This is a genomic window from Cnuibacter sp. UC19_7, from assembly GCF_042699995.1.
Classification (GTDB): domain Bacteria; phylum Actinomycetota; class Actinomycetes; order Actinomycetales; family Microbacteriaceae; genus Cnuibacter.
Genome location: NZ_CP170560.1, coordinates 3779106 through 3802149 on the forward strand (window position 1 = coordinate 3779106; position 23044 = coordinate 3802149).

26 protein-coding genes and 1 tRNA gene are annotated in these 23044 nt (G+C 70.1%); 20 read left to right on the top strand and 7 right to left on the bottom strand.

Translation table 11 applies throughout. The annotated features are described in order from the left end of the window. Positions 1-4 precede the first annotated feature (4 nt). Positions 5-940, top strand: coding sequence for a 4-(cytidine 5'-diphospho)-2-C-methyl-D-erythritol kinase (locus ACFJGV_RS18165; protein ID WP_378145579.1), 936 nt, complete (start codon positions 5-7; stop codon positions 938-940). 269 nt (positions 941-1209) lie between these two features. On the opposite strand, the gene ACFJGV_RS18170 is transcribed toward ACFJGV_RS18165, so the two are convergent. After that, a complete protein-coding gene (locus ACFJGV_RS18170; protein ID WP_378145580.1) occupies positions 1210-1734 on the bottom strand; it encodes an adenine phosphoribosyltransferase in 525 nt (174 codons plus the stop codon). Between the two features lie 80 nt (positions 1735-1814). Between ACFJGV_RS18170 and ACFJGV_RS18175 the strand changes: the two genes are divergently transcribed. Next, complete coding sequence (locus tag ACFJGV_RS18175; RefSeq protein ID WP_378145581.1) at positions 1815-3608, top strand: ABC-F family ATP-binding cassette domain-containing protein; 1794 nt, start codon at positions 1815-1817, stop codon at positions 3606-3608. A gap of 103 nt (positions 3609-3711) precedes the next feature. Beyond that, positions 3712-4491 carry an MBL fold metallo-hydrolase gene (locus ACFJGV_RS18180; RefSeq protein ID WP_378145583.1) on the top strand — a complete coding sequence of 260 codons (780 nt, stop codon included), beginning with the start codon at positions 3712-3714 and terminating at the stop codon, positions 4489-4491. A 54-nt stretch (positions 4492-4545) separates the two neighbouring features. Here ACFJGV_RS18180 and ACFJGV_RS18185 read toward each other — a convergent pair whose 3' ends face one another. After that, entirely contained in the window at positions 4546-5046 is a 501-nt protein-coding gene (locus ACFJGV_RS18185) for a MarR family winged helix-turn-helix transcriptional regulator (protein ID WP_378145584.1), read from the bottom strand. A 139-nt stretch (positions 5047-5185) separates the two neighbouring features. On the opposite strand from ACFJGV_RS18185, the gene ACFJGV_RS18190 reads away from it, so the two are divergent. The 5 genes from ACFJGV_RS18190 to ftsY all read left to right on the top strand — a co-directional run bounded on the left by ACFJGV_RS18190 (position 5186) and on the right by ftsY (position 8916). Continuing rightward, positions 5186-5257, top strand: a tRNA-Gln gene (locus ACFJGV_RS18190). Positions 5258-5317: 60 nt separating this feature from the next. Beyond that, the gene (glmU, locus tag ACFJGV_RS18195; protein ID WP_378145586.1) at positions 5318-6742 is read left to right on the top strand and encodes a bifunctional UDP-N-acetylglucosamine diphosphorylase/glucosamine-1-phosphate N-acetyltransferase GlmU; all 1425 of its coding nucleotides are present in this window, start codon (positions 5318-5320) and stop codon (positions 6740-6742) included. Next, positions 6743-7720, top strand: a complete 978-nt coding sequence (locus tag ACFJGV_RS18200; RefSeq protein ID WP_378145588.1) for a ribose-phosphate diphosphokinase — start codon at positions 6743-6745, stop codon at positions 7718-7720. A gap of 51 nt (positions 7721-7771) precedes the next feature. After that, a complete protein-coding gene (locus ACFJGV_RS18205) occupies positions 7772-8047 on the top strand; it encodes a mycoredoxin (RefSeq protein WP_378145589.1) in 276 nt (91 codons plus the stop codon). Continuing rightward, complete coding sequence (gene ftsY / locus ACFJGV_RS18210) at positions 8047-8916, top strand: signal recognition particle-docking protein FtsY (protein WP_378145590.1); 870 nt, start codon at positions 8047-8049, stop codon at positions 8914-8916. The genes ACFJGV_RS18205 and ftsY overlap by 1 nt, the downstream gene beginning before the upstream one ends. A 95-nt stretch (positions 8917-9011) precedes the next feature. Here ftsY and ACFJGV_RS18215 read toward each other — a convergent pair whose 3' ends face one another. Genes ACFJGV_RS18215 through ACFJGV_RS18225 form a run of 3 tightly spaced genes read right to left on the bottom strand, consistent with a single transcriptional unit; the run spans position 9012 to position 11823 of the window. Further along, positions 9012-10037, bottom strand: coding sequence for an NADPH:quinone reductase (locus ACFJGV_RS18215; protein WP_378145591.1), 1026 nt, complete (start codon positions 10035-10037; stop codon positions 9012-9014). A gap of 56 nt (positions 10038-10093) precedes the next feature. Next, positions 10094-11368: an MFS transporter gene (locus ACFJGV_RS18220; protein WP_378148780.1), complete on the bottom strand. Its 1275-nt coding sequence runs from the start codon at positions 11366-11368 to the stop codon at positions 10094-10096. A gap of 5 nt (positions 11369-11373) precedes the next feature. Then, a complete protein-coding gene (locus tag ACFJGV_RS18225) occupies positions 11374-11823 on the bottom strand; it encodes a MarR family winged helix-turn-helix transcriptional regulator (RefSeq protein WP_378145593.1) in 450 nt (149 codons plus the stop codon). Positions 11824-11936: 113 nt separating this feature from the next. Here ACFJGV_RS18225 and ffh point away from each other — a divergent pair, with 113 nt between their 5' ends. From ffh to ACFJGV_RS18240, 3 genes are all read left to right on the top strand, one after another. Beyond that, entirely contained in the window at positions 11937-13517 is a 1581-nt protein-coding gene (gene ffh / locus ACFJGV_RS18230) for a signal recognition particle protein (RefSeq protein WP_378145595.1), read from the top strand. Positions 13518-13621: 104 nt separating this feature from the next. Next, positions 13622-14551 (top strand): siderophore-interacting protein, encoded by a 930-nt coding sequence (locus tag ACFJGV_RS18235; RefSeq protein ID WP_378145597.1) that lies wholly within the window; start codon positions 13622-13624, stop codon positions 14549-14551. Between the two features lie 26 nt (positions 14552-14577). Then, complete coding sequence (locus tag ACFJGV_RS18240; RefSeq protein WP_378145599.1) at positions 14578-15384, top strand: LLM class F420-dependent oxidoreductase; 807 nt, start codon at positions 14578-14580, stop codon at positions 15382-15384. Between the two features lie 342 nt (positions 15385-15726). Here the strand turns inward: ACFJGV_RS18240 and ACFJGV_RS18245 are convergent, their stop codons facing one another. After that, entirely contained in the window at positions 15727-16863 is a 1137-nt protein-coding gene (locus ACFJGV_RS18245) for a glutamate--cysteine ligase (RefSeq protein ID WP_378145600.1), read from the bottom strand. Between the two features lie 191 nt (positions 16864-17054). Here ACFJGV_RS18245 and rpsP point away from each other — a divergent pair, with 191 nt between their 5' ends. The 4 genes from rpsP to trmD all read left to right on the top strand — a co-directional run bounded on the left by rpsP (position 17055) and on the right by trmD (position 19205). Then, positions 17055-17492 (top strand): 30S ribosomal protein S16, encoded by a 438-nt coding sequence (gene rpsP / locus ACFJGV_RS18250; protein ID WP_378145601.1) that lies wholly within the window; start codon positions 17055-17057, stop codon positions 17490-17492. A gap of 2 nt (positions 17493-17494) precedes the next feature. Further along, on the top strand, positions 17495-17731 hold the full coding sequence (locus tag ACFJGV_RS18255; RefSeq protein ID WP_378145603.1) for an RNA-binding protein: 237 nt from the start codon (positions 17495-17497) through the stop codon (positions 17729-17731). Further along, entirely contained in the window at positions 17724-18317 is a 594-nt protein-coding gene (gene rimM / locus ACFJGV_RS18260) for a ribosome maturation factor RimM (RefSeq protein WP_378148782.1), read from the top strand. Before ACFJGV_RS18255 ends, rimM begins: the two co-directional genes overlap by 8 nt. A gap of 180 nt (positions 18318-18497) precedes the next feature. Beyond that, on the top strand, positions 18498-19205 hold the full coding sequence (trmD, locus tag ACFJGV_RS18265) for a tRNA (guanosine(37)-N1)-methyltransferase TrmD (protein WP_378145604.1): 708 nt from the start codon (positions 18498-18500) through the stop codon (positions 19203-19205). 30 nt (positions 19206-19235) lie between these two features. Here the strand turns inward: trmD and map are convergent, their stop codons facing one another. Next, positions 19236-20006: a type I methionyl aminopeptidase gene (map, locus tag ACFJGV_RS18270; protein ID WP_378145606.1), complete on the bottom strand. Its 771-nt coding sequence runs from the start codon at positions 20004-20006 to the stop codon at positions 19236-19238. 93 nt (positions 20007-20099) lie between these two features. Here map and ACFJGV_RS18275 point away from each other — a divergent pair, with 93 nt between their 5' ends. From ACFJGV_RS18275 to ACFJGV_RS18295, 5 genes are all read left to right on the top strand, one after another. Further along, on the top strand, positions 20100-20597 hold the full coding sequence (locus ACFJGV_RS18275; RefSeq protein ID WP_378145608.1) for a hypothetical protein: 498 nt from the start codon (positions 20100-20102) through the stop codon (positions 20595-20597). A 157-nt stretch (positions 20598-20754) separates the two neighbouring features. Further along, positions 20755-21102: a 50S ribosomal protein L19 gene (rplS, locus tag ACFJGV_RS18280; RefSeq protein ID WP_378145610.1), complete on the top strand. Its 348-nt coding sequence runs from the start codon at positions 20755-20757 to the stop codon at positions 21100-21102. 87 nt (positions 21103-21189) lie between these two features. Then, on the top strand, positions 21190-21957 hold the full coding sequence (lepB, locus tag ACFJGV_RS18285) for a signal peptidase I (protein WP_378145612.1): 768 nt from the start codon (positions 21190-21192) through the stop codon (positions 21955-21957). Beyond that, positions 21954-22703, top strand: a complete 750-nt coding sequence (locus ACFJGV_RS18290; RefSeq protein ID WP_378145614.1) for a ribonuclease HII — start codon at positions 21954-21956, stop codon at positions 22701-22703. The genes lepB and ACFJGV_RS18290 overlap by 4 nt, the downstream gene beginning before the upstream one ends. Before the next feature lie 7 nt (positions 22704-22710). Next, a complete protein-coding gene (locus ACFJGV_RS18295) occupies positions 22711-23034 on the top strand; it encodes a DUF2469 domain-containing protein (RefSeq protein WP_378145616.1) in 324 nt (107 codons plus the stop codon). The last annotated feature ends 10 nt before the right edge of the window (positions 23035-23044 follow it).

Below are 23044 nucleotides of genomic sequence, written 5' to 3' on the forward strand. Positions count from 1 at the left end.
ATCCATGACCACGAGCGGCCTGCCACGGACGGTTCACGTCCGGGCCCCCGGCAAGCTGAACGTGTTCCTCAAGGTCGGCGCCGTGCTCGACGACGGGTACCACGACGTCGCCACCGCGTACCAGGCGGTGTCCCTCTACGAGGACGTCTACGCCACTGCCGCCTCCGACTTCTCGGTCTCCTTCGGCGGTCACATCGACACGGCGGGGCTCGAGACCGACGGGTCGAACCTCGCCATCCGCGCCGCCCGTCTTCTGGCGCGCCGCACCGGCTATCGCGAGGGTGTGCGCCTGCACGTCGACAAGAACGTGCCCATCGCGGGCGGCATGGGCGGCGGATCGGCCGACGCCGCGGCCACCCTCCTCGCCTGCGATACGCTCTGGGGCACCGACGTGGGCCGCGACGAGCTGCTCACGCTCGCGTCGGAGCTGGGCGCCGACGTGCCGTTCGCGTTCACGGGCGGTACGGCCGTGGGAACGGGGCGGGGCGATCAGCTCAGCCCCGCACTGGCCAAAGGCCAGTTCCACTGGGTGCTCGTCATCCCTCCGAACGGCCTCTCCACCCCCGAGGTGTACCACGAGCTCGATAGGCATCGAGAGCGTCACGCACAGGACATCTTCCCCTCGCGCGGCCAGCCGGTCGTCGACTCCGACGTGCTCCAGGCCCTCCGCGCCGGCGATCCGCACATGCTCGCCGAGTCGCTGCACAACGACCTCCAGGCCGCGTCGCTGCACCTCGACCCGTCGCTGTCGGGCATCCTCGAGCTGGGCGAGGCGAACGGTGCGCTCGCGGGCATCGTGTCCGGCTCCGGGCCCACGGTCGCCTTCCTCGCCGCCGACATCGACAGCGCGCTCGAGCTCCAGGTCGCGCTGAGCGCCGCCCGCCATGAGGCCGTGCGCGTCACGGGCCCCGTCGCCGGCGCCCGCGTCATCGCCGACTGACCCCGCCCGCGGCCGTCCGGCTCGCGCTCCCCGCAGCCAGCCCGGCTCGCCCTGTCCTCGGCTCGCCCGCCCGCCGGCGTAAGCGGTTTTCGCGTCCTGTTCGGCGTTTCGCGCCACCATCGGGCGCGCGGAAGCGCAGAAGTGGCAGCGAAAACAGCGGTGGTACCCGCGGACAGCAGGGTCCCGACCCGCACCTGCGGACTCGACCAGACCGGCGGGCGGCGAGCTGCGGGGCTGCCGGCTGCGGGCGGCGGGCTGCGGGCTGCGTGTCAGAGGGTGAGCAGGGAGCGCACCTCGACGTCGGCGGGGAGCGCGGCGCGCCCGCCCAGCGCCTCGAGCTCGATCACCACCGCGACGCCGGCGACCACCCATCCCGCGCGCTGCATCAGGCGGATCGTGGCGGCGAGCGTACCGCCGGTGGCGAGCACGTCGTCGACGATCACCACACGCGTGCCCGGGGCGAGGGTGTCGGGGTGCACCTCGATGGTGGCGACGCCGTACTCGAGGTCGTAGCTCTCGGCCAGCACGTCGCCAGGCAGCTTGCCCGCCTTGCGCACGGCGAGCATCCCCTTGCCCGTGGCCACGGCGGCGGCGGTGCCGAAGACGAAGCCGCGTGCCTCGACCCCCACGACGGTCGCGGCGTCGAAGCCGTCGACGAGAGCGGCCGACACGGCGCGCAGCCCGTCCGCATCCGCGAACAGCCCCGACAGGTCCCGGAACAGGATGCCCTCGGAGGGGAAGTCCGGCGTCTCGGTCATGCCCGCGCGGATGACCCGCTCGATCTCGTCACTCACCGGCCCATCGTATCCGCGCTGAGCGAGGCCGCCCGTCCGGCTCGGAGGGTATGCGCTGCCCGAACGGGTAGGGTCGTCCGGTGGCCCATCTGCTGGGCGCGGAAGCGCTGCACCTCGAGTATCCGACCAAGGTCGTCTTCGATTCGGTGACCCTCGGGCTCAACGAGGGTGATCGGGTCGGCATCGTCGGCCGCAACGGCGACGGCAAGTCGACGCTGCTCGCCATGCTCGCGGGGCAGCTCGAACCCGACTCCGGCCGCGTCACCCGCCGACGGGATGTGCGGCTCGGCGTGCTGGACCAGGCCGACACGCTCGACGACGACCAGCGTGTCGCCGAAGCCGTCGTGGGCGGCATCGAGGAGCACGTCTGGGCGGGCGACCCGCGCATCCGCGACGTCATCGCCGGTCTCCTCGGCGGGATCGACTGGCTGGCCCCGATCGGCGGCCTCTCCGGTGGACAGCGTCGCCGGGTCGCCCTCGCGGCCCTGCTCGTGGGCGATTGGGACGTGCTGTTCCTCGACGAGCCGACGAACCACCTCGACGTCGAGGGCATCGCGTGGCTCGCACAGCACATCAAGGGCCGCTGGTCGGCTTCCGACGGGGCGATGGTCGTGGTGACGCACGACCGGTGGTTCCTCGACGAGGTCTGCACCGCCACCTGGGAGGTGCACGACCGCCTGGTCGAGCCCTTCGAGGGCGGTTACGCGGCCTACATCCTGCAGCGCGTCGAGCGCGACCGCATGGCGGCGGCGAGCGAGGCGAAGCGGCAGAACCTGATGCGCAAGGAGCTGGCGTGGCTTCGTCGCGGCGCGCCCGCCCGCACCTCGAAGCCCAAGTTCCGGATGGACGCGGCCGCCGAGCTCATCGCCGACGAACCGCCGATCCGCGACTCCGTGAGCCTGACGCAGATGGCGACCGCGCGACTCGGGAAGGACGTCGTCGACCTGGTCGACGCGGGGGTCGAGCTCGGCGGGCGGACGATCCTCGAACACGTCGAGTGGAGGATCGCGCCCGGCGAGCGCACCGGCATCCTGGGCGTCAACGGCGCGGGCAAGAGCACGCTCCTCGCCCTGGTGTCGGGCGCGCTTCAGCCCACCAGCGGGCGCGTGAAGCACGGGAAGACGGTGCGGATCGCGTCGCTCACCCAGCAGCTCGACGAGCTGAAGGACGTGTGGGACGACCGCGTGCGCGAGGTGATCGGCCGCTACCGCACCGCCTACGTCGCCGGCGGCAAGGAGCTCACACCGGGGCAGCTGCTCGAACGGCTCGGCTTCTCGAGCGCGCAGCTGTCGACCCCGGTCAAGGACCTGTCGGGTGGCCAGAAGCGCCGACTGCAGCTGCTCCTCATCCTGCTCGACGAGCCGAACGTGCTCATCCTCGACGAGCCCACGAACGACCTCGACACCGACATGCTCGCCGCCATCGAGGACCTCCTCGACTCCTGGCCCGGCACCCTCCTCGTCGTCTCGCACGACCGCTACCTCATCGAGCGCGTCACCGATCAGCAGTACGCCGTGATGAGCCACCGACTCCGCCATCTGCCGGGCGGTCTCGACGAGTACTTGACGCTGCGGGCCGAGGAGGAGCGGGCCATCGCGTCCGGCGGCAGCTCGGTGTCCCCGTCCGCTGCGGGGGCCGCGGCGCCCGTACTGGCGGGCGCCGATCTCCGGAACGCCCAGAAGGAGCAGTCCTCCATCGAGCGCCGCATCGAGAAGCTCACCACGCAGATCGAGAAGCAGCACGTGAAGATCGCCGACTTCGACCAGTCAGACTACGTCGGGCTCGGTGCCCTCACGGCCGAGCTCACGACCTTCGAGACCCAGCTCGCCGACCTGGAGACCCGTTGGCTCGAGCTCGCCGAGCTGCTGGCGTAGGCACGATCCCGGCCCTGCCGCGAGGGGGTGGTCCGCACCCCACGCCGATGCGACCGTGGGGCGCGGGGGACCGATCGGTCGCCACGCGCGACGGGAGGCCGACATGAAGGCACGACGAGCCGAGTTCACACCGCAGATCGTGCCCGGCGTGCATCGCCTCGAGCACGCGGGCGTCAACTGCTACCTGCTCGAGGGGCAGGACGGTCTCACCCTCGTCGACACCGCGCTGCCGGCCACCTGGCGCTACCTGGTGCAGGCGCTCGACCACCTCGGCCGCACGCCTGCCGACATCCGGGCGGTCGTGCTGACCCACGCCCACTTCGACCACGTCGGCATGGCGCGTCGACTCCTCGACACCCAGCTGCTCGAGCCGTTCGTCGACCCGGGCGACGCCTACATCGCGCGCCATCCGTACCGGTACCTGCACGAGCGGATGCGCCTGCAGTACCCGCTGCGCTTCCCGAGGGCGCTGCCGGTCCTCGTCGAGATGACGGTGGCGGGGGCGCTCGCGGTCCGCGGGGTCCCCTCGGCCGACCTCCACGTCCTCCGCGACGAAGGCGGAGAGGGCGGCGAGCTGGCCGTCCCCGGTCGCCCGCGCGTGCTCGCGACCCCCGGACACACGAAGGGGCACGTCGCCCTGCACCTTCCCGAGGCCGACGCGGTCATCTCGGGCGACGCCATCGTCACCCTCGACCCCTACACGGGCGCGGTGGGCCCGCGGATCGTCGCCGGCGCGGCGACGGCCGGCTCGCGCCTCGCGCTGGGGCCGGTCGAGGCGATCGGCCTCACGGGCGCCGGGACGGTGCTGCCGGGGCACGGCGAGCCCTGGCGCGAGGGTGCCGCCGCCGCCGCAGAAGCCGCCCTCCTGGCGGGCCCGTCCTGAGCGTGTGCGCGTGTCCCTGTCTCCGCGTTCGGGCTCGCGCTCGCGTTGCGAGAGTCAGCCCATGTCGAGGGCGAGGCGACGGAGCAGGGCGGCGAGCCGCGCCTGATCCGCCGCGCTGAGCCCGGAGAGCAGCTGCGCCTCGGCCGCGACGAGCTGCGCGATCGCCGCGTCGACTCGGGCACGTCCGTCGGCGGTCATCGACACGAGCACACCCCGCCCGTCGTTCGGGTCGCCGCGCCGCTCGACCAGTCCCCGCCGGACCATGCCGTCGATGCGGTTGGTCATCGTGCCGCTCGAGACCCCGGTCTGCTCGAGCAGGGCCTTGGGGGAGAGCTCGTGCGGTGCGCCGGCGCGGCGCAGCGCAGCGAGCACGTCGAACTCCCATGTCTCGAGCCCGGCGACCTCGAACGAGGCGCGGCGGGTGCGCTCCAGCCGACGCGCGAGCCGGGTCACCCGCGACAGGATCTTCAGCGGCGAGAAGTCGAGCTGCGGATGCTCGCGCTCCCACGCATCGACGATGTCGTCGACGGCGTCGCGGGAGTTCGGGGTGGCCATCCCCCCATTATCCCGGCGAGCTCGCCTCCTCCCCAGGTGGCATGCATCCGCAGTTCTTCCACAGATGGCGAGCGGGCCGGGTGCGGGCGGATGCCCGTGGCAGACTTGTGGCTGCGTCGGGCCGGTCGGCCGGATGCGTTCCGCCTTGGTGTAATGGCAGCACGACAGCCTTTGGAGCTGTGAGGTCCAGGTTCGAGTCCTGGAGGCGGAGCCCGCGACAGCACACAGGGACGGCCCCGCACCGGTAGCCGACCCGGGAGGAGACACGCGCGTGGTGGACGAGAGACTGGCAGTCGTCGTACTGGCGGCAGGGCAGGGCACGAGGATGCGATCGGCCACGCCGAAGCTGCTCCACGAGATCGCCGGGCTTCCGATGCTCGCGCACGTGCTCGCCACGGCGAACGCGCTCGATGCCGCCCACGTCGTCACGGTCGTGCGGCACGAGCGCGACCGGATCGTCGGGGTCGTCGAGGAGCACCTCGAGAACCCGGTGACCGTCGACCAGGACGAGATCCCCGGCACGGGCCGCGCGGTCGAGCAGGCGCTCGGCGCGCTGCCCGACGGGTTCGACGGCGACGTGCTCGTCGTGAACGGCGACGTGCCGCTGCTGGACGCCGACACCCTCACCGACCTCGTGGGCCGCCACCGCTCGAGCACCGCGGCGGCGACGATCCTCTCCGCCGAGCTGGCCGATCCCACCGGCTACGGCCGCATCGTGCGCACCGGCGACGGGCTGCTCGACCGCATTGTCGAGCAGAAGGACGCCAGCGACTCCGAGCTGGCTCTCCGCGAGATCAACGCGGGCGTCTACGTCTTCGGTGTCGCACAGCTCCGCGACCAGCTCGCGAAGGTGAGCACCGAGAACGCCCAGGGCGAGAAGTACCTCACCGACGTCATCGGGCTGCTGCGGCGGGCCGGCTCCGACGTCTCCGCGGTCGTCGTCGACGAGGCGTGGAAGATCGCCGGAGTCAACGACCGCGCCCAGCTCTCCGAGGCCGCGGCGAAGCTGAACGCGCTCATCGTGCGCGGGTGGCAGCTCGCGGGCGTCACCGTTCAGGATCCCGCGAGCACCTGGATCGATCTCAAGGCGACGCTCGCGCCCGACGTCACGATCCTGCCGAACACGCAGATCAAGGGTGCGACGAGCATCGCCACCGGCGCCGTCGTCGGTCCCGACACCACCCTGGTCGACTGCGAGATCGGCGAGAACGCCACCGTGCGGCGCACCGACGCCACGCTCGCCGTCGTCGGGACGGGCGCCACCGTCGGCCCCTGGGCCTTCCTCCGTCCTAACACGGTGCTCGATGCTGACGGCAAGATCGGCACGTTCGTCGAGACCAAGAACTCGCACATCGGCTCCGGCAGCAAGGTCCCGCACCTGAGCTACGTCGGCGACACCGAGGTGGGCGTCGGGTCCAACGTGGGCGCGGGCACGATCACCGCCAACTACGACGGGGTGAACAAGCACCGCACCGTGGTCGGCTCGCATGTGCGCACCGGCTCGCACAACGTGTTCGTCGCCCCCGTTAGGATTGGTGACGGCGCTTACACGGGAGCCGGGACGGTCGTCCGCAAGGACGTGCCGGCAGGCTCTCTCGCGGTGAACGTCGCCCCACAGAGGAACATCGCGGGTTGGGTCGTCCAGAACCGCCCCGGAACCGCCGCTGCTCAGGCCGCGGAGGAGAGCGGAGAATAGGTGTCCGTCATCAAGGCGTCCGGTGAGAAGAGCCTCGTCCTCGTCTCCGGCAGGGCACATCCCGCGCTAGCCGATGCGATCGCCGCAGAGCTGGGCACCGATCTGGTCGACACCGAGGCCCGGACCTTCGCCAACGGCGAGCTCTACATCCGCTATGGCGAGAGCGTGCGCGGTGCCGACGCCTTCGTGATCCAGTCGCACACGGCGCCCATCAACGAGTGGCTCATGGAGCAGCTCATCATGGTCGATGCGCTGAAGCGCGCGTCCGCGAAGCGCATCACCGTGGTCGCCCCGTTCTACCCGTACGCCAGGCAGGACAAGAAGGGCCGCGGCCGCGAGCCGATCTCCGCCCGCCTCGTCGCCGACCTCTTCCTCGCCGCCGGCGCGAATCGCATCATGTCCGTCGACCTTCACGCCGCGCAGATCCAGGGCTTCTTCGACGGGCCCGTCGACCACCTGTTCGCCATGCCGGTCCTCCTCAACCACATGCGGGAGTCGCTCGATCCGTCGACTCTGACGGTCGTGTCGCCCGACATGGGACGTGTCCGCGTGGCCGACATCTGGAGCGACAAGCTCGGTGCGCCGCTGGCGATCATCCACAAGCGCCGCGACCCCCGCGTGCCCAACCAGGTGAGCGTGCACGAGATCGTCGGCGACGTGAACGGGCGGGTGTGCCTCCTGGTCGACGACCTCATCGACACCGGCCGCACCATCGTGGCCGCCGCCGAGGCGCTGAAGAAGAACGGGGCCACCGGCGTCGTCGTGGCCGCCACGCATGCGGTCTTCTCCGACCCGGCCACGACCATCCTGCAGAGCGAGTTCATCGACTCCGTCGTCGTCACCGACACGCTGCCGCTGCCGCAGGAGAAGCAGTGGGACCGCCTCACCATCCTCCCCATCGCCCCGCTCATCGCGCGGGCCATCAAGGAGGTCTTCGAGGACGGGTCGGTCACGTCGATGTTCGACGGCGACGCCTGAGCGCGCGACCACTCCGACACCGACCACCACGAGCAGACGTACCCTGGGATCATGACCTCGACCGCCTCCCTCTCCGACTTCCTCCCCGCCGACGGCACCATCACCATGTTCAGCACGAGCTGGTGCGGCTACTGCGCGCGGTTGAAGAAGCAGCTCGACGCTGAGGGCATCGGGTACCGCGTCGTCGACATCGAGGAGGTGCCCGGCACCGCCGAGCTCGTCGCCTCCGTGAACGGCGGCAACCAGACCGTGCCGACCGTCATCTACCCCGACGGCACCACGGCCACCAACCCCTCGGTGCGCGCGGTCGCCGAGCAGCTCGCCTGATGGCCGAGCGCTGGTCGCTGGGCTCCGCTCTGCGGGGCATGTTCGCGAAGCGGACCATCGACGACGAGACCTGGACCGACCTCGAAGACGCCCTGATCAAGGCCGACTTCGGTCCCGACGTCACCGAGCAGGTGGTCGACGACCTCCGGGGCAAGGTGCAGCGCTACTCCACGACCGATCCCCGTGACCTGCAGCGGATGCTCCGCGAGACGATCGAGGAGAAGCTGTCGGCCTTCGACACCACCCTCAAGCTGAGCGAGCGTCCGGCCGTGGTGCTCGTGGTCGGCGTGAACGGAGTCGGCAAGACCACCACGATCGGCAAGTTCGCGCGGTTCCTCCGCACCTACGACCGGACGGTGCTCATCGGCGCGGCCGACACCTTCCGCGCCGCTGCGGTCGACCAGGTCGCCACCTGGGCCGAGCGTGCGGGTGCGGGCATCGTCCGGCCGCAGCACGAGGGCCAGGATCCTGCGTCGGTCGCGTTCCAGACCGTCGAGAAGGCGAAGCACGACGGCACCGAGATCGTCATCATCGACACCGCCGGGCGGCTGCAGACCAAGGGCGGTCTGATGGACGAGCTCGGCAAGATCAAGCGCGTGGTCGAGAAGCAGGCGCCGATCTCCGAGGTGCTCCTCGTGCTCGACGCCACCACGGGTCAGAACGGACTCGCCCAGGCGGAGGCGTTCATCCAGCATGCCGGGGTGACCGGCCTCGTGCTCACCAAGCTCGACGGCTCGGCGAAGGCCGGCTTCGTGCTCGCGGTGCAGGAGCGCACCGGCATCCCGATCAAGCTCATCGGGCAGGGCGAGGGCATCAACGACCTCACCGGCTTCACCCCGCACGTCTTCGCGCAGAACCTCGTCGGCTAGCTCCACCGACTCCTCGTTTCGCCACATTCCTGGAGTTCCGCCACACGCATGAGCATGGCGAATCTCCAGGAATGTGGCGAAACCGGGGGCGGACGCTAGAGGTCGGCGACGTCGATGAGGACCTTGCCGACCGTTCCGTTCGAGACGGCGTCGTGCGCGGCGGCGGTGTCCTCCAGCGCGAACCGGGTGAGGGGCAGGCCCGCGTCCTCGCCGACGGGCAGGGCGCCGTCGAGGAGTGCGGCGGTGATGTCCTCGGCCGCGGCGTCGAGGGCCTCCTGGCCCACGGTGTAGAGCAGCACGAACTGGTACCGGGCGTTGAGCACGAAGTGCGCGCGCACGTCGAGCTCCATGACGTCGCCGCCGTCGGTCGCGTACACGGCGATGCTGCCGTGCGGCGCGAGCACCGCCGCGTCGAGCGCGGCGTTGCGCGCAGGGGAGACCTCGACGATGAGGTCGACCCCGTCGGGCGCGGCCTCGCGGATGCGGGCGGCCGCGTCCTCCTCGCGGTAGTTCACGACGACGTCCGCTCCGGCCGAGGCGGCGAGCGCGGCCTTCGCCGCGGACGAGATGGTCGTGATGACGGTGGCTCCGGCCCAGTGCGCGAGCTGGATGGCCGCGTGACCCACCGCTCCCGCTCCGCCGGCGACGAGCACGGTGCGCCCCTCGAGGGCTCCGCGGCTGAGCCGCGCCGGGCCGCCCTCGTGCACGGTGAGTGCCCGGTGCGCCGTCATCGCGGGCACACCGAGCGACGCTCCGACGTCGAACGAGACGCCGTCGGGCAGCCGCACGGCATGGGTCGCGAGCACCACCGCGTACTCCTGGGCCGTCCCCGACGGCCGCTTGTAGGCCGAGAGGTAGAGCCACACGCGGTCGCCCGGTGCGAAGCCGTCGACGCCGTCTCCGACCGCGTCGACCACGCCGGCGCCGTCCTGGTTGGGGGTCTGCTCGTCGAGCGTGTTCGCGCCCGACCCGCCGCCGCTTCGGTTCTTCCAGTCGGTCGGGTTCACGCCCGACACGGCGATCCGCACGCGCAGCTCACCCGGCCCGGGTTCGCGTACCGGGCGGTCCTCCAGTCGCAGCACATCCGACGTCCCGTTCTCCGAGTACACGATCGCTCTCATGTCTCCATCCAACTCCCGTGGGCGCCATCCCCTTCCCCTCGACGCTCGCGGCGTGCTCAGGCGGCGCGGGCCTCAGCCTCGTCGGCCGCGAGCTCGTCGCGGACGTCGTCGACGCTGAGCGCGCCCGTGGGCAGGTCGGCGGCACGCCGTCGTCGCAGCCACGCCGCGCCGAGCGCGAACGCGGCGACCCCGGCGAGCGCTGCGAGTCCGAGGCCGTAGCGCGGGCCGAAGGCATCCGCGACCCAGCCCACGATCGGGGCGCCGATCGGCGTGCCACCCATGAAGATCGCCATGTAGAGGGCCATCACGCGTCCGCGCATCGCAGGCGATGTCGTGGTCTGCACCGTGCCGTTCGCCATCGTCATGATGAGCTGCCCGCAGAACGCGATGCAGATGGTCGCGGCCGCGAACGACCAGTACGTCGGCATCACCGCCGCCACCAGCGCGGCGAGCCCGAAGCCGCCGCTCGCGAGCACGACGGTGCGGATGCGCGGCCGGTCGCGACTGGCCGTGACCAGCGCGCCGACCACCGATCCGATCGCCATGATCGACGTCAGGACGCCGAACGCCGTCGACCCCTCGCCGAACTCGATCGTCGTCATGGTCGAGGTGAAGATCTGGTAGTTGAAGCCGAGGGTGCCGATCACGAAGACGATCGCGAAGATGACGAGGAGGTCGGGCCGCCCGCGGACGTAGCGGAAGCCCTCGAGCAGCTGCCCCTTCGCTCGGGGCGGGCGCGGTGTGCGGAACAGTCGCGAGGGACGGATGAAGAACAGCGACGTCAGCACGGCCGCGAACGAGACCGAGTTGAGCACGAACACCCACCCGGCGCCGACCGCCGCGACGAGGAGCCCGGCCACCGCGGGCCCGATCGTGCGCGCCGCGTTGAACGACGCGGAGTTGAGCGCGACCGCGTTGGCCACGTTCGATCCGCCCACGAGCTCCGAGACGAAGGTCTGGCGCACGGGCGCGTCGAATGCCGAGGCGATGCCGAGCAGCAGCGCGAAGAGGTACACGGTCCACAGCTGGGCGACGCCGAGGAGCAGCACCAGGCCGAGCCCGGCACCGAGCAGCGCCATCGCGCCCTGCGTGACCATGAGCGTCCGCCGCCGGTCGAACCGGTCGGCGACGAGCCCCGACAGCGGCACGAGAAGCAGCTGGGGGCCGAGCTGCAGGGCCATCGTGATGCCGACGGCGACCGCGTCGTGGTCGCTCAGCTGCGTCAGGACGATCCAGTCCTGAGCGGTGCGCTGCATCCACGTCCCGATGTTCGACACCAGGGCGCCGGCGAACCAGATCCGGTAGTCCACGCTCGCCAGGGAGCGGAACATCGCGCTCACGACTGCATCATCGACCCGAGGATCTCGACGGCGCGACGCACCGTGGCAAGGTCGTCCTCGTCGAGCTCCGCGAGCCGCCCGTCGAGCCAGGCGTCGCGGCGACGCCGGGTCTCCTCCACGACATCCCGACCCGCCGGGGTCGCGTCGATCAGCAGCCGTCGTCCGTCGTCGCCGACGGGGGAGCGGCGGGCGAACCCACGCGACTCGAGGGCGTTGATCGTCCGGCTCATCGACGGCGGCGACACGTGCTCGAAGTCGGCCAGCGCGGTCGGCGACGTCGCGCCATGGCGCGTGAGGTAGGCCAGGACGGTGAGCTGCGGATCGCTGAGCTCGTCGACCGCTCGCTCCTGGCGGATGCGACGGCTCAAGCGCATCGTCGTGGTCCGCAGCTCGGTGCTGAGCGAGAGGCCGGACCGAGCGGAGGCGGGGAACGGCGAGGAGTTCATGTACTTAGCCTAGCTCATTAGCACGAAGCAACTACCCGCGGAGGTGCGCTCTCGGCGGACACCGAGCGGGGCCGGAGGGGGAGGTCCGTCATCCCGGCTAAAATGGCCGGATCATGGCTACCTTCGGATCCCTGTCAGACCGGCTCGCCGACACCTTCAGAAACCTCCGCACCAAGGGCAAGCTGTCCGCGGCGGACGTCGACGGCACCGTCCGGGAGATCCGCCGCGCCCTGCTCGACGCCGACGTCGCGCTCGAGGTGGTCAAGGAGTTCACAGGGAAGGTGCGCGAGCGTGCCCTCAGCGACGAGGTGAACCGCGCCCTCAATCCGGCGCAGCAGGTCGTCCAGATCGTCAACGAGGAGCTCATCCAGATCCTCGGTGGCCAGCAGCGCCGCCTCGAGTTCGCGAAGAAGCCGCCGACCGTCATCATGCTCGCCGGGCTCCAGGGCGCCGGAAAGACCACGCTCGCGGGCAAGCTCGCGAAGTGGCTCGCGAAGGACGGCCACACCCCGATGCTCGTCGCGGCCGACCTCCAGCGTCCCAATGCGGTGAACCAGCTGCAGGTCGTGGGCCAGCAGGCAGGGGTCGCCGTGTACGCCCCCGAGCCCGGCAACGGGGTGGGCAACCCGGTGCGCGTGGCCAAGGACTCCATCAAGTACGCCCTCGACAAGCAGTACGACACCGTCATCGTCGACACCGCCGGTCGTCTCGGTGTCGACGCCGAGCTGATGAAGCAGGCGTCCGACATCCGCAAAGCCGTCGACCCCGACGAGGTGCTCTTCGTCATCGACGCGATGATCGGTCAGGACGCCGTCGCGACCGCGCGCGCGTTCCAGGAGGGCGTCGACTTCACCGGCGTCGTGCTGTCGAAGCTCGACGGCGACGCCCGCGGTGGTGCTGCGCTCTCGGTCGCGAGCGTCACCGGTCGCCCCATCATCTTCGCCTCGACGGGGGAGTCGCTCGATGACTTCGAGCCCTTCCACCCCGACCGCATGGCGAGTCGCATCCTCGACCTCGGCGACATCCTCACCCTCATCGAGCAGGCGCAGAGCGCGTTCGACGAGGAGGAGGCGCGCAAGGTCGCCGAGAAGTTCGCGACCGACTCGTTCACCCTCGACGACTTCCTCAAGCAGATGCAGCAGCTGCGGAAGGCCGGCTCGATCAAGAACATGCTCGGCATGCTCCCCGGCGCCGGCGGACTCAAGCAGCAGCTCGAGAACTTCGACGAGAAGGAGATCGTCCGCACCGAGGCGATCATCCAGTCGATGACCAAGCAGGAGCGCACCAACCCGAAGATCCTCAACGGTTCGCGCCGTCTGCGCATCGCCAAGGGTTCCGGCATGACGGTCACCGACGTCAACCAGCTCGTGCAGCGCTTCGAGCAGGCGGCGAAGATGATGAAGACCGTGGCCAAGGGCGGCATGCCGAACATCCCCGGCATGGGGCCTGTGCCCGGCGCCTCGTTCGGCGGCGGATCGCGCAAGAACGCCAAGAAGAAGGGCGGCAGCGGCTCGCGCTCCGGCAACCCGGCCAAGCGCGCGGCCGAGAACGCGGCGCGGGCATCCGGAGTGAAGCCGGCGGGTGCCGAGCCCGAGAAGTCCGGCGCGGGCTTCGGCCTGGGGTCGAAGGCGCCGAACGGGTCGCAGAACCCGTCGGCCGAGGAGCTCGAGGCTCTGCAGCGCTTCTTGCGCTGAGCAGCGCTTCCTGCGCGTCCGTGACGTCGTCGCCGACTCCGCTCGCGCAGGTATGCGGGCTGACTCCCAGGCCGGATGGGGAAGCTTAGGCTACCCTTATCCATATGACCCGGCTCAGCACCCAGACCGCGACAGCGCCGTTCCGCCTGCACGAGGTCACGCTGGTCCGTCGGCGGCCGATCTCGCCGAGCTTCGTGCGGTTCACGTTCTCCGGTCCTGAGCTCGACCAGTTCGCCGACAAAGGTCTCGACCAGCGCATCAAGCTGATCTTCCCCCTCGACGGCGTGGGCCTCGCGGCCGTCCCGATGGGCGACGACTGGTACGCCCGATGGCGCGAGCTGCCCGATGAGCTGCGGAACCCCATCCGCACCTACACCGTGCGCGCCGTCCGCCGGGAGCAGCGCGAGATCGACGTCGACATCGTGCTCCACGGCCTCACCGGCCCCGCGTCGCGGTGGGCGTCCTCGGCCGAGCCCGGCGACTCGCTCGTCATCCTCGGCCCGAACGCGGCGTACGAGGGGTTCCACGGCGGTGTCGACTTCCTCCCGCCGCGTCGCTCGGGCCGGGTGCTGCTCGCGGGCGACGAGACAGCCCTGCCCGCGATCGCGAACATCCTCGAGGCGCTGCCGGCGGATGCGCGGGGCTGCGCGCTCGTAGAGGTCCCTCATCCGGATGACGTCGCCGCTCTGCCGGTGCACCCGGGATTCGACGTGGTCGTCGTGCCGCGCGGCTCCGGGACGCATGGCGAAGCCCTCTCGCCCCTCGTGAGGGAGAAGGTCGACGGACTCCTCGAGGCGCTCGACTCCGAGCTCGAGATCGACGACGTCGACGTCGACGCCGGGCTCCTGTGGGAGGTGCCGAGCGATGACGCCGGCCACGCCGCGCTCGACGAGGCGCCGCTCTACGCCTGGCTCGCGGGCGAGGCGAGCGTCATCAAGGCGCTCCGCCGGCACCTCGTGGCCGAACGCGGGATGGACCGCAAGGCGGTCGCGTTCATGGGCTACTGGCGGCTGGGGCGCAGCGAGCAGAACTGACATCTCGCAGGAGTAGCGTGAGCGCCATGACGACTCCTTCACGCCCTGTCCGGGTCGGGGTGCAGCTCGCACCCCAGCACCACTCCTCCTACTCCGAGGTCCGCGACGCCGTCGTACGGCTCGAGGACATGGGGATCGACGTGCTGTTCAACTGGGACCACTTCTTCCCGCTGTCGGGCGACCCCGAGGGGACGCACTTCGAGGGCTGGTCGATGCTGGCGGCCTGGGCCGAGCAGACCTCGCGTGTGCAGTTCGGGCCCCTCGTGTCGTGCAACAGCTACCGCAACCCCGAACTCCTCGCCGACATGGCCCGTACCGTCGACCACATCTCGAAGAAGGACGGCGACACCGGCCGCCTCATCTTCGGCATCGGATCGGGCTGGTTCGAGCGCGACTACGTCGAGTACGGGTACGACTTCGGCACGGTGGGCTCGCGCCTCGATGCCCTCGCCGAGGACCTGCCCCGCATCGAGTCGCGCTGGTCGAAGCTCAACCCGCAGCCCACGCGCCACATCCCCGTCCTCATCGGCGGCGGCGGCGAGAAGAAGACGCTCCGCCTCGTGGCGAAGCACGCCGACATCTGGCATTCCTTCAGCGACGTCGAGACCCTGAACCGCAAGCTCGGCGTGCTCGACGAGTGGTGCGCGAAGGAGGGCCGCGATCGCAGCGAGATCGAGATCTCCACCGCGGTCCGCGCCGACTCGGGAGGCGACTTCTCGACCCTCGACGCCCAGCTCGAGGCCGGCGTCACCCTCTTCACTCTGAGCATCACGCCCCCGGACCCCGACTTCGCCGCCGCCGAGTCCCTCGTCCGCTGGCGAGACTCCCTGTAGGCCGCGCTACCTTTCACCGTAGAGCGGGGCGAGAGGGGGTCACGGGTCGTCGTCCTGAGTCGCTTCCAGGCGCCTTCGGCGCCCGCCAGGCCCAACCAGCGACTCAGGACGACGACCCGCGACCCCCTCTCACCCCTGAGTCTCTGTCGCACGCGAGTGGATGCCCCGTACCCGCGATCTTCGAAGAACGGAGGCGGGAGGTGGTTGTCGGGTCTTCGTCTCGAGTCGCTGGCTGGGTCTGGCGGGCGCCGAAGGCGCCTGGAGGCGACTCGAGACGAAGACCCGACAACCACCTCCCGCCGCTAGGCCCGACCAATGCGGACCGACGCCAGGTTCCCGCGTTCAGGCCCCGAGTCCGTGTCGCAGCTCGCGGGTGAGCGACGACACGACGGCCTGGAGACTCCCCCCGTTGGCCTCGGCGACCGCGAGCTGCCGCTGGTAGCTCGCCCCCTGCGACAGGATGAGCTCGACGTTCCCGAGCTCCGCGGAGCACCCGAGTCGCTCCGCCACGGGCGCGAGTCGCTCGAGCTCCCGGCGCACAGCGTCCGTCACGAGCTCCTCATCGCCCGCCGAGTCGAGGATGATCTCCGCCTCCATGCCGTACCGGGCCGCTCGCCACTTGTTCTCGCGGACGTACCAGGGCTGCATCGTCGGCAGGTCCTCGCCGGCGTCGAGTCGCTCGCTCATGTCGTCGACGAGGCACTGGATGAACGCGGCGACGGCTCCGATCTCCTCGGGGCTGGAGAGTCCGTCGCAGGCGCGCATCTCGACCGTGCCCCACTTCGGCGAGGGGCGGATGTCCCACCGCACCTCGCTGTGGTCGCTGATCACGCCGGTGCGGATGAGGTCGTCGACGTACTCCTCGTAGTTCGCCCAGGCGCCGAACTGGTAAGGGAGACCCGCTGTGGGCAGCTGCTGGAACATGAGGGCCCGGTTCGACGCGTAGCCGGTCTTCACGCCTCCCCAGAACGGGCTGGAGGCGCTGAGCGCCTGCAGATGCGGGTAGTAGTTCAGGAGCGAGTCGACGATCGGGAGGGCCTTCTCAGCGGCGTCGATCCCGACGTGGACGTGGATGCCCCAGATCATCATGTTGCGGCCCCACCACTGGGTGCGGTCGATGAGCTTGTGGTAGCGCTCCTTGTCGGTGATCTCCTGGTCGAACCACTGTCCGAACGGATGCGACCCGGCGCACATGAGCTCGACGTCGAGGGGGTCCGTGATGGCACGCACCTCGGCGAGCTGTCCCTGGAGGTCGTCCACCGCATCCGACACCCGATGGTGGACGCCCGAGACGAGCTCGACGGTGTTGAGGAGCAGCTCGTTGGTGATCTGCGGATGCGGTTCCCCGTCGGGGCCCTGGAGCGCGGTGAGCACCTCGTTCGCCACGGACACCAGGTCGCCGGTGGTGCGGTCGACCATCGCGACCTCCCACTCGATGCCGAGCGTCGAGCGCTCCGACGGCGCGAAGTCGATCTTCATGGACGCGTGTCCCCTCCGTGTCCGCCGGGCTGATTACCGCCCGGACGCCGATATCTGTCAGAATAGTCAGTCGAGTGTGCGCCCGCCCGACCCTCTATCTGGCGGCGCCCCACTTCGTTGAGCTTCCGCCGAGTGTGCCCCCACGCCCACGGCAGTCAGTTCGTCCGCTTCACACATCCAACAGGAGAACCGTGGCCGTCAAAATCCGTCTCAAGCGCCTGGGCAAGATCCGCGCGCCCTACTACCGCATCGTCGTCGCCGACTCGCGCACCAAGCGCGATGGTCGTGTCATCGAGGAGATCGGCAAGTACCACCCGACCGAGCAGCCCTCGCTGATCGAGGTCGACTCCGAGCGAGCCCAGTACTGGCTCGGCGTGGGCGCTCAGCCTACCGAGCAGGTCGAGGCCATCCTCAAGCTCACCGGCGACTGGGGCACCTTCACCGGTGAGGGCCCCACCGAGTCGCGCGTCGAGGCCCCGAAGGGCAAGGACGAGTTCGTCGCAGACGACAAGAAGAAGCCCGTGCTGAAGCCGAAGAGCGAGCCCAAGGCCGCTCCGGCCGAGGAGACCGCTCCCGCCGATGAGGCTGCGGAGACCGAGGCCGCCGAGTCCACCGAAGACCAGGCCTGACCTTGCTCGCCCCGGCTCTCACGCACCTCGTCAAGGGGATGGTCGACAACCCCGACGAGGTGACCGTGGTCACGAAGAGCTCCCCTCGCGGCGAGGTCCTCGAGGTGCGTGTGCACCCCGAGGACCTCGGTCGCGTGATCGGTCGATCGGGACGCACGGCGAAGGCCCTGCGCACTCTCGTCACCGCGCTCGCCGACGGGCGTCGCGTGCGCGTCGACGTGGTGGACACCGATTTCTGAGAAGACCCAGCTCCGGGTCGGTCGCCTCACGAAGGCCCACGGGCTGAAGGGCGCGATCAAGCTGGAGCTGTTCACCGACGACCCGGAGCGTCGGTTCGTCCCCGGCGCGGTGTTCTCGCTCCAGGTGCCGGCCGAGTCGCCGTGGCACGGGAAGACCCTCGAGCTGACCGAGCTCCGCTGGTACAACCAGCATCCGGTCGGCTTCTTCGAGGGCATCTCCGACCGCTCGGCCGCCGAGTCGCTGATCAAGGCCATCCTCTGGATCGACCTCGATCCTGAGGCCGACGCCCCGGGCGACGACGAGTGGTTCGACCACCAGCTCGTGGGGCTGTCGGTCGTGCGCGACGGCGTCGCCATCGGCACGGTGAAGCTCGTCGAGCACCTTCCGGCGCAGGACCTCCTCATCGTGAAGACCGCCGATGGCGAGGTCATGGTGCCGTTCGTGAAGGAGATCGTGCCCTCCGTCGACCTCGACGAGGGCGTCGTCACCGTCACCCCGCCGGCGGGCCTCTTCGAGGATATCCCCGACGACGATCCCGAGCCCACCCCCGGCTCCACACCGTCGGAGTCCGACTCCGAGGACTGACCGTCGAGAGGTCGCCTGAGAGCATCGACGAGGCGCATATCGCCTCGTGTTCGCTCACAGGCGACCTTTTCGCGTTCACTCTCCACAGATCTCGGTGTGTGCGTGTGCGTCGGCGAGCCGTCAGCGGCCCTCGAGGGTCCGCGGTCATCGCTCCGCGTGGCCCGCGGCTACCCTGGTCGGATGCGCATCGACGTGGTCACGATCTTCCCGGAGTTCTTCGGGGTGCTCGACATCTCGCTGCTCGGCAGGGCGCGGCAGGCGGGAATCCTCGAGGTCGTCGCACATGACCTGCGCGCACACACGCACGACCGGCACCGCACCGTCGACGACACGCCCTACGGCGGCGGGGCCGGCATGGTGATGAAGCCCGAGCCCTGGGGTGAGGCGTTCGACACGCTGCTCGAGGGCACTCCCGCCCACGATCCGGGCACGGTGGTGCTGTTCCCCAGCCCCGCCGGGCAGCTGTTCAACCAGGCCATGGCGCATGAGCTGGCGGCGAAGCAGCACCTGGTGATCGGATGCGGTCGCTACGAGGGCATCGACCAGCGCGTCTTCGACGAGGTCGCCGACCGCGTCGAGGTGCGACTGGTCAGCCTCGGAGACTACGTGCTGAACGGGGGAGAGGTCGCCGCGATGGCGATGATCGAGGCGATCGGGCGGCTGATCCCGGGGGTCGTCGGCAACCCGGAGAGCCTCGTCGAGGAGTCGCACGAGGACGGCCTGCTCGAGTATCCGAGCTACACGAAGCCCGCCGTGTGGCGCGAGCGCGAGGTGCCGCCCGTGCTGCTCAGCGGCAACCACGCGGCGATCGCCGCCTGGCGCCGGGAGCAGCAGGTCGAACGGACCCGTCGCGTGCGCCCGGAGCTGCTGCCGCCCGGCGCGAGCTGAGGGGCGCCCGAAGCCGCTGCAGCCTGCGGCTCAGTCGCGCGCGGTGAGGATGACCGGGCCGTCGTCGGTGATCGCGATGGTGTGTTCCATGTGCGCCCCGTTCGACCCGTCGGAGGACCTCAGCGTCCAGCCGTCCTTGTCGGTGTAGATGCGGTCGGTGGTCTCGAGGAACCACGGCTCGATCGCGATGACGAGTCCGGGCCGGAGCGGGAGCCCGCGGCCGGCGCGGCCCTGGTTCGGCACGTGGGGGTCGCCGTGCATGGTCCGGCCCACGCCGTGTCCGCCGAAGTCGGTGTTGACGCCGTAGCCCGCCGCCGTGGCCACGGCCCCGATGGCCGCGGAGATGTCGCCGATCCGACCGCCGGGCTGGGCGGCGGCGATGCCCGCGGCCAGCGCCTCGGTCGTCACCTCGATGAGGCGGACGTCCTCGGGTGAGCGCGGGCGGCCCGCGATCACCGTGAGGGCGGAGTCGGCGACCCACCCGTTCACCGACGCCGCGAAGTCGAGGCTCACCACGTCGCCCTCGCGCAGAACGTAGTCGAAGGGGAGCCCGTGCAGCACGGCGTCGTTCACCGACGTGCAGAGCACCTTGCCGAACGGGGAGGCGCCGAACGAGGGGTGGTAGTCGATGTAGCACGACTCGGCGCCGCGGTCGCGGATCATCTGGTGCGCGATGCGGTCGAGGGCCAGCAGGTTCGTGCCGACTGTGGCTCGCGACGCCAGCTCGGTGAGCACCGAGGCCACGAACTCGCCCGCGGGACGCATCTCCTCGATCTCCGCGGGGGTCTTCAGCTCGATCATCTGTGCTCCTTCCATGCCGGTGCTCAGGGCACCATATGACTGTACCCATCCGGGTCACAGCGAACGCCCGGAGTCTGCGCCTACCCTGAAGAGGTGTTGGTGAGACGGGCGTTCTACTACTGGCAGTTCCCTGCGGCCGTCATCCTGCCCACCTGGCTCCTCATCGGCTGGGCCATCTTCGCAGCCTCCGGCTGGGAGCTCCTGGGGATCATCTTCTTCGCCGGCATGCTCACCGTGGGCATGCTGGTCACGGCCGGGCTCATCCTCGCCCGCAAGGGAGTGCGCGAGCACCGCGCCGTCTCGTGGATCGACGTGGGGCTCCTCACCGTGCTCCACGGGCTGATCATCGCGAACGGCTTCTACACCGAGGCCACCGGTCTCCTGTCCGTGCTCGCCGTCGTCGCTCTGATCGCCCTGTTCTGGTCGGGCATCATCCAGCTGGTGCTCGAGACGCGGCGCCGGGTCCGCCAGGCCTTCGCGTCGTACGAGGAGCAGGCCACCCGCCTGACCGGTCGTCCCCGCTCGCCGCGAGCCGACGGTGAGTACATCGTCATCGAGACGTCGCAGCCCCACGCCCCGCCCCGCGTCTGACCGCTGCTTTGCGCGTCACCACGCGGCTGTGGCAGAATGGACGCTTGTGCCGCCGCCAGGCTCTGCCGACGGGGGAGCCGAAGACGGCCGGGCGTGCACTCCACACCTCCACTTCCATCCGTACCCGACCCGTGGCGAGTACAGAGAGCGAACACTCATGCATATCCTCGATTCCGTCGACGCAGCCTCGCTGCGCAGCGACATCCCCGAGTTCCGCGCCGGCGACACCGTCAAGGTGCACGTGAACATCGTCGAGGGCAACCGCTCCCGCGTGCAGGTCTTCCAGGGCGTCGTCATCGGCCGCTCCGGTGAGGGCGTGCGCGAGACCTTCACCGTCCGCAAGATCAGCTTCCAGGTCGGCGTCGAGCGCACGTTCCCCGTGCACTCGCCGATCATCGACCACATCGAGGTCGTCACCCGCGGTGACGTTCGTCGCGCGAAGCTGTACTACCTGCGCGAGCTCCGCGGCAAGAAGGCCAAGATCAAGGAGAAGCGCGACGCGTAATCTCCGAATACGCCGCACGCAGCGCGTGCGACGGATCGGTTTCTGAGCTCCCGGCCACTACAGTGGTCCGGGAGCTCAGGCGGTTAAATGACAGACACTTCAGTCCCCTCGTCGCCATCTGCGGGGGAAAGCGACACGGGTACGAGGAAGCGCAAGCCGCGCAGCGGCTGGATCTTCCTGCGCGACCTGCTCATCATCTTCGTCATCGCGCTGCTCGCGTCGGTGCTCATCAAGACGTTCCTGGTGCGGTCGTTCTACATCCCCTCGGGGTCGATGGAGAACACTCTCCAGATCAACGACCGCATCCTGGTCAACCAGCTCGAGCCGGGCCTCATGCCGATCGAGCGCGGCGATGTCGTCGTGTTCAAGGATCCGGGCGGCTGGCTCCCCGCGAAGGCCGAGCCGGCGAAGAACCCGATCGTCGCCGCTCTCGACTGGGTGCTCGAGGGAGTGGGCCTCGCGCCCGACGACGCCGACGACCACCTCATCAAGCGTGTCATCGGGCTGCCGGGCGACGAGGTGACCTGCTGCAATGCCCTCGGCCAGATGGAGGTCAACGGAGTCCCGCTCGACGAGTCGTCCTACCTGAAGCTCCCTGACGGCGTGAGCGCCGTGTCGCAGCAGCCGTTCGACGTGACGGTGCCCGAGGGATCACTCTGGGTGATGGGCGACAACCGGTACAACTCCGCGGATTCGCGGTACAACCAGGACAAGCCGGGCGGCGGTTTCGTGCCCATCGACGACGTCGTCGGCCGAGCGATCATCGTCACCTGGCCCATCGACCACTGGACCTGGCTCGACAACCACGGCTCCGTGTTCCAATCGGTGCCCGCTCCGTCCGGAGGGGGAGGATGACCCCTCCCACTCCCTCACTCCGCTTCGAGCGCAAGCTGGAGTCGCCGTCGGGTCTCGTGATCGGATGCGACGAGGTCGGCCGTGGGGCCCTGGCCGGTCCGCTCGCGGTCGGCATGTGCGTCGTCGACCTCACGAAGCGACGCCGGATGCCGGAGGGGCTGCGCGACTCGAAGCTCCTGTCGGAGGCGCGGCGCGAGCAGCTCGAGCCCGTCACGATGCGCTGGAGCGTCGCGCACGCGATCGGCTTCGCCTCAGCGCAGGAGATCGACCGCTTCGGCCTCATGGCCGCCCTCGGCATGGCGGCCCATCGAGCCCTCGACGAGCTCCGGATGCTCGGGGTGCCGGTCGAGGAGGTGCCGGTCGTTCTCGACGGCAACTACGACTACCTCGGCAGGGCGGTGCCGCACCGCGTGACGGTGCACACGAAGATCAAGGCCGACCAGACCTGCGCCAGCGTGGCCGGCGCCTCCGTGTTGTCGAAGGTGGCGCGCGACCGCATGATGATCGAGCACGACGGCGTGCATCCGGGCTACGGCTGGTCGCGCAACAAGGGGTACGGCAGCGAGGAGCACCGCGAGGCCATCACCCGCCTCGGCACGACCGACCTTCACCGCCTGACCTGGCTCCGGGCCGAGGAGGAGCGCGCCTCCGTGGTCGCCCTCCCCGGTTTCGACGACGGCGGAGAGCAGGACGACGCGATGCGCATCGGGGCGCCCCTCGTGTCCGCCGTGCTCGACGTAGACTGAGCGGACGATGGACGAGGACGAATTCGACGACTACGACCGCGAGGTCGAGCTGGCCCTGTACCGCGAGTATCGCGACGTGGTCTCCCAGTTCAAGTACGTGATCGAGACCGAGCGGCGCTTCTACCTCGCCAACGAGGTCGAGCTCGCCCGCCGCGACACCGAGCACGACTTCTACTTCGAGCTCACCATGAGCGACGTCTGGGTCTGGGACGTCTACCGCTCCGACCGCTTCGTGAAGTCGGTCCGCGTGCTCACGTTCAAGGACGTCAACGTCGAGGAGCTCTCCACCAAGGAGTTCGAGCTGCCCAAGGAGCTCGCTCTCGACGAGTGAGCCCGTTCCT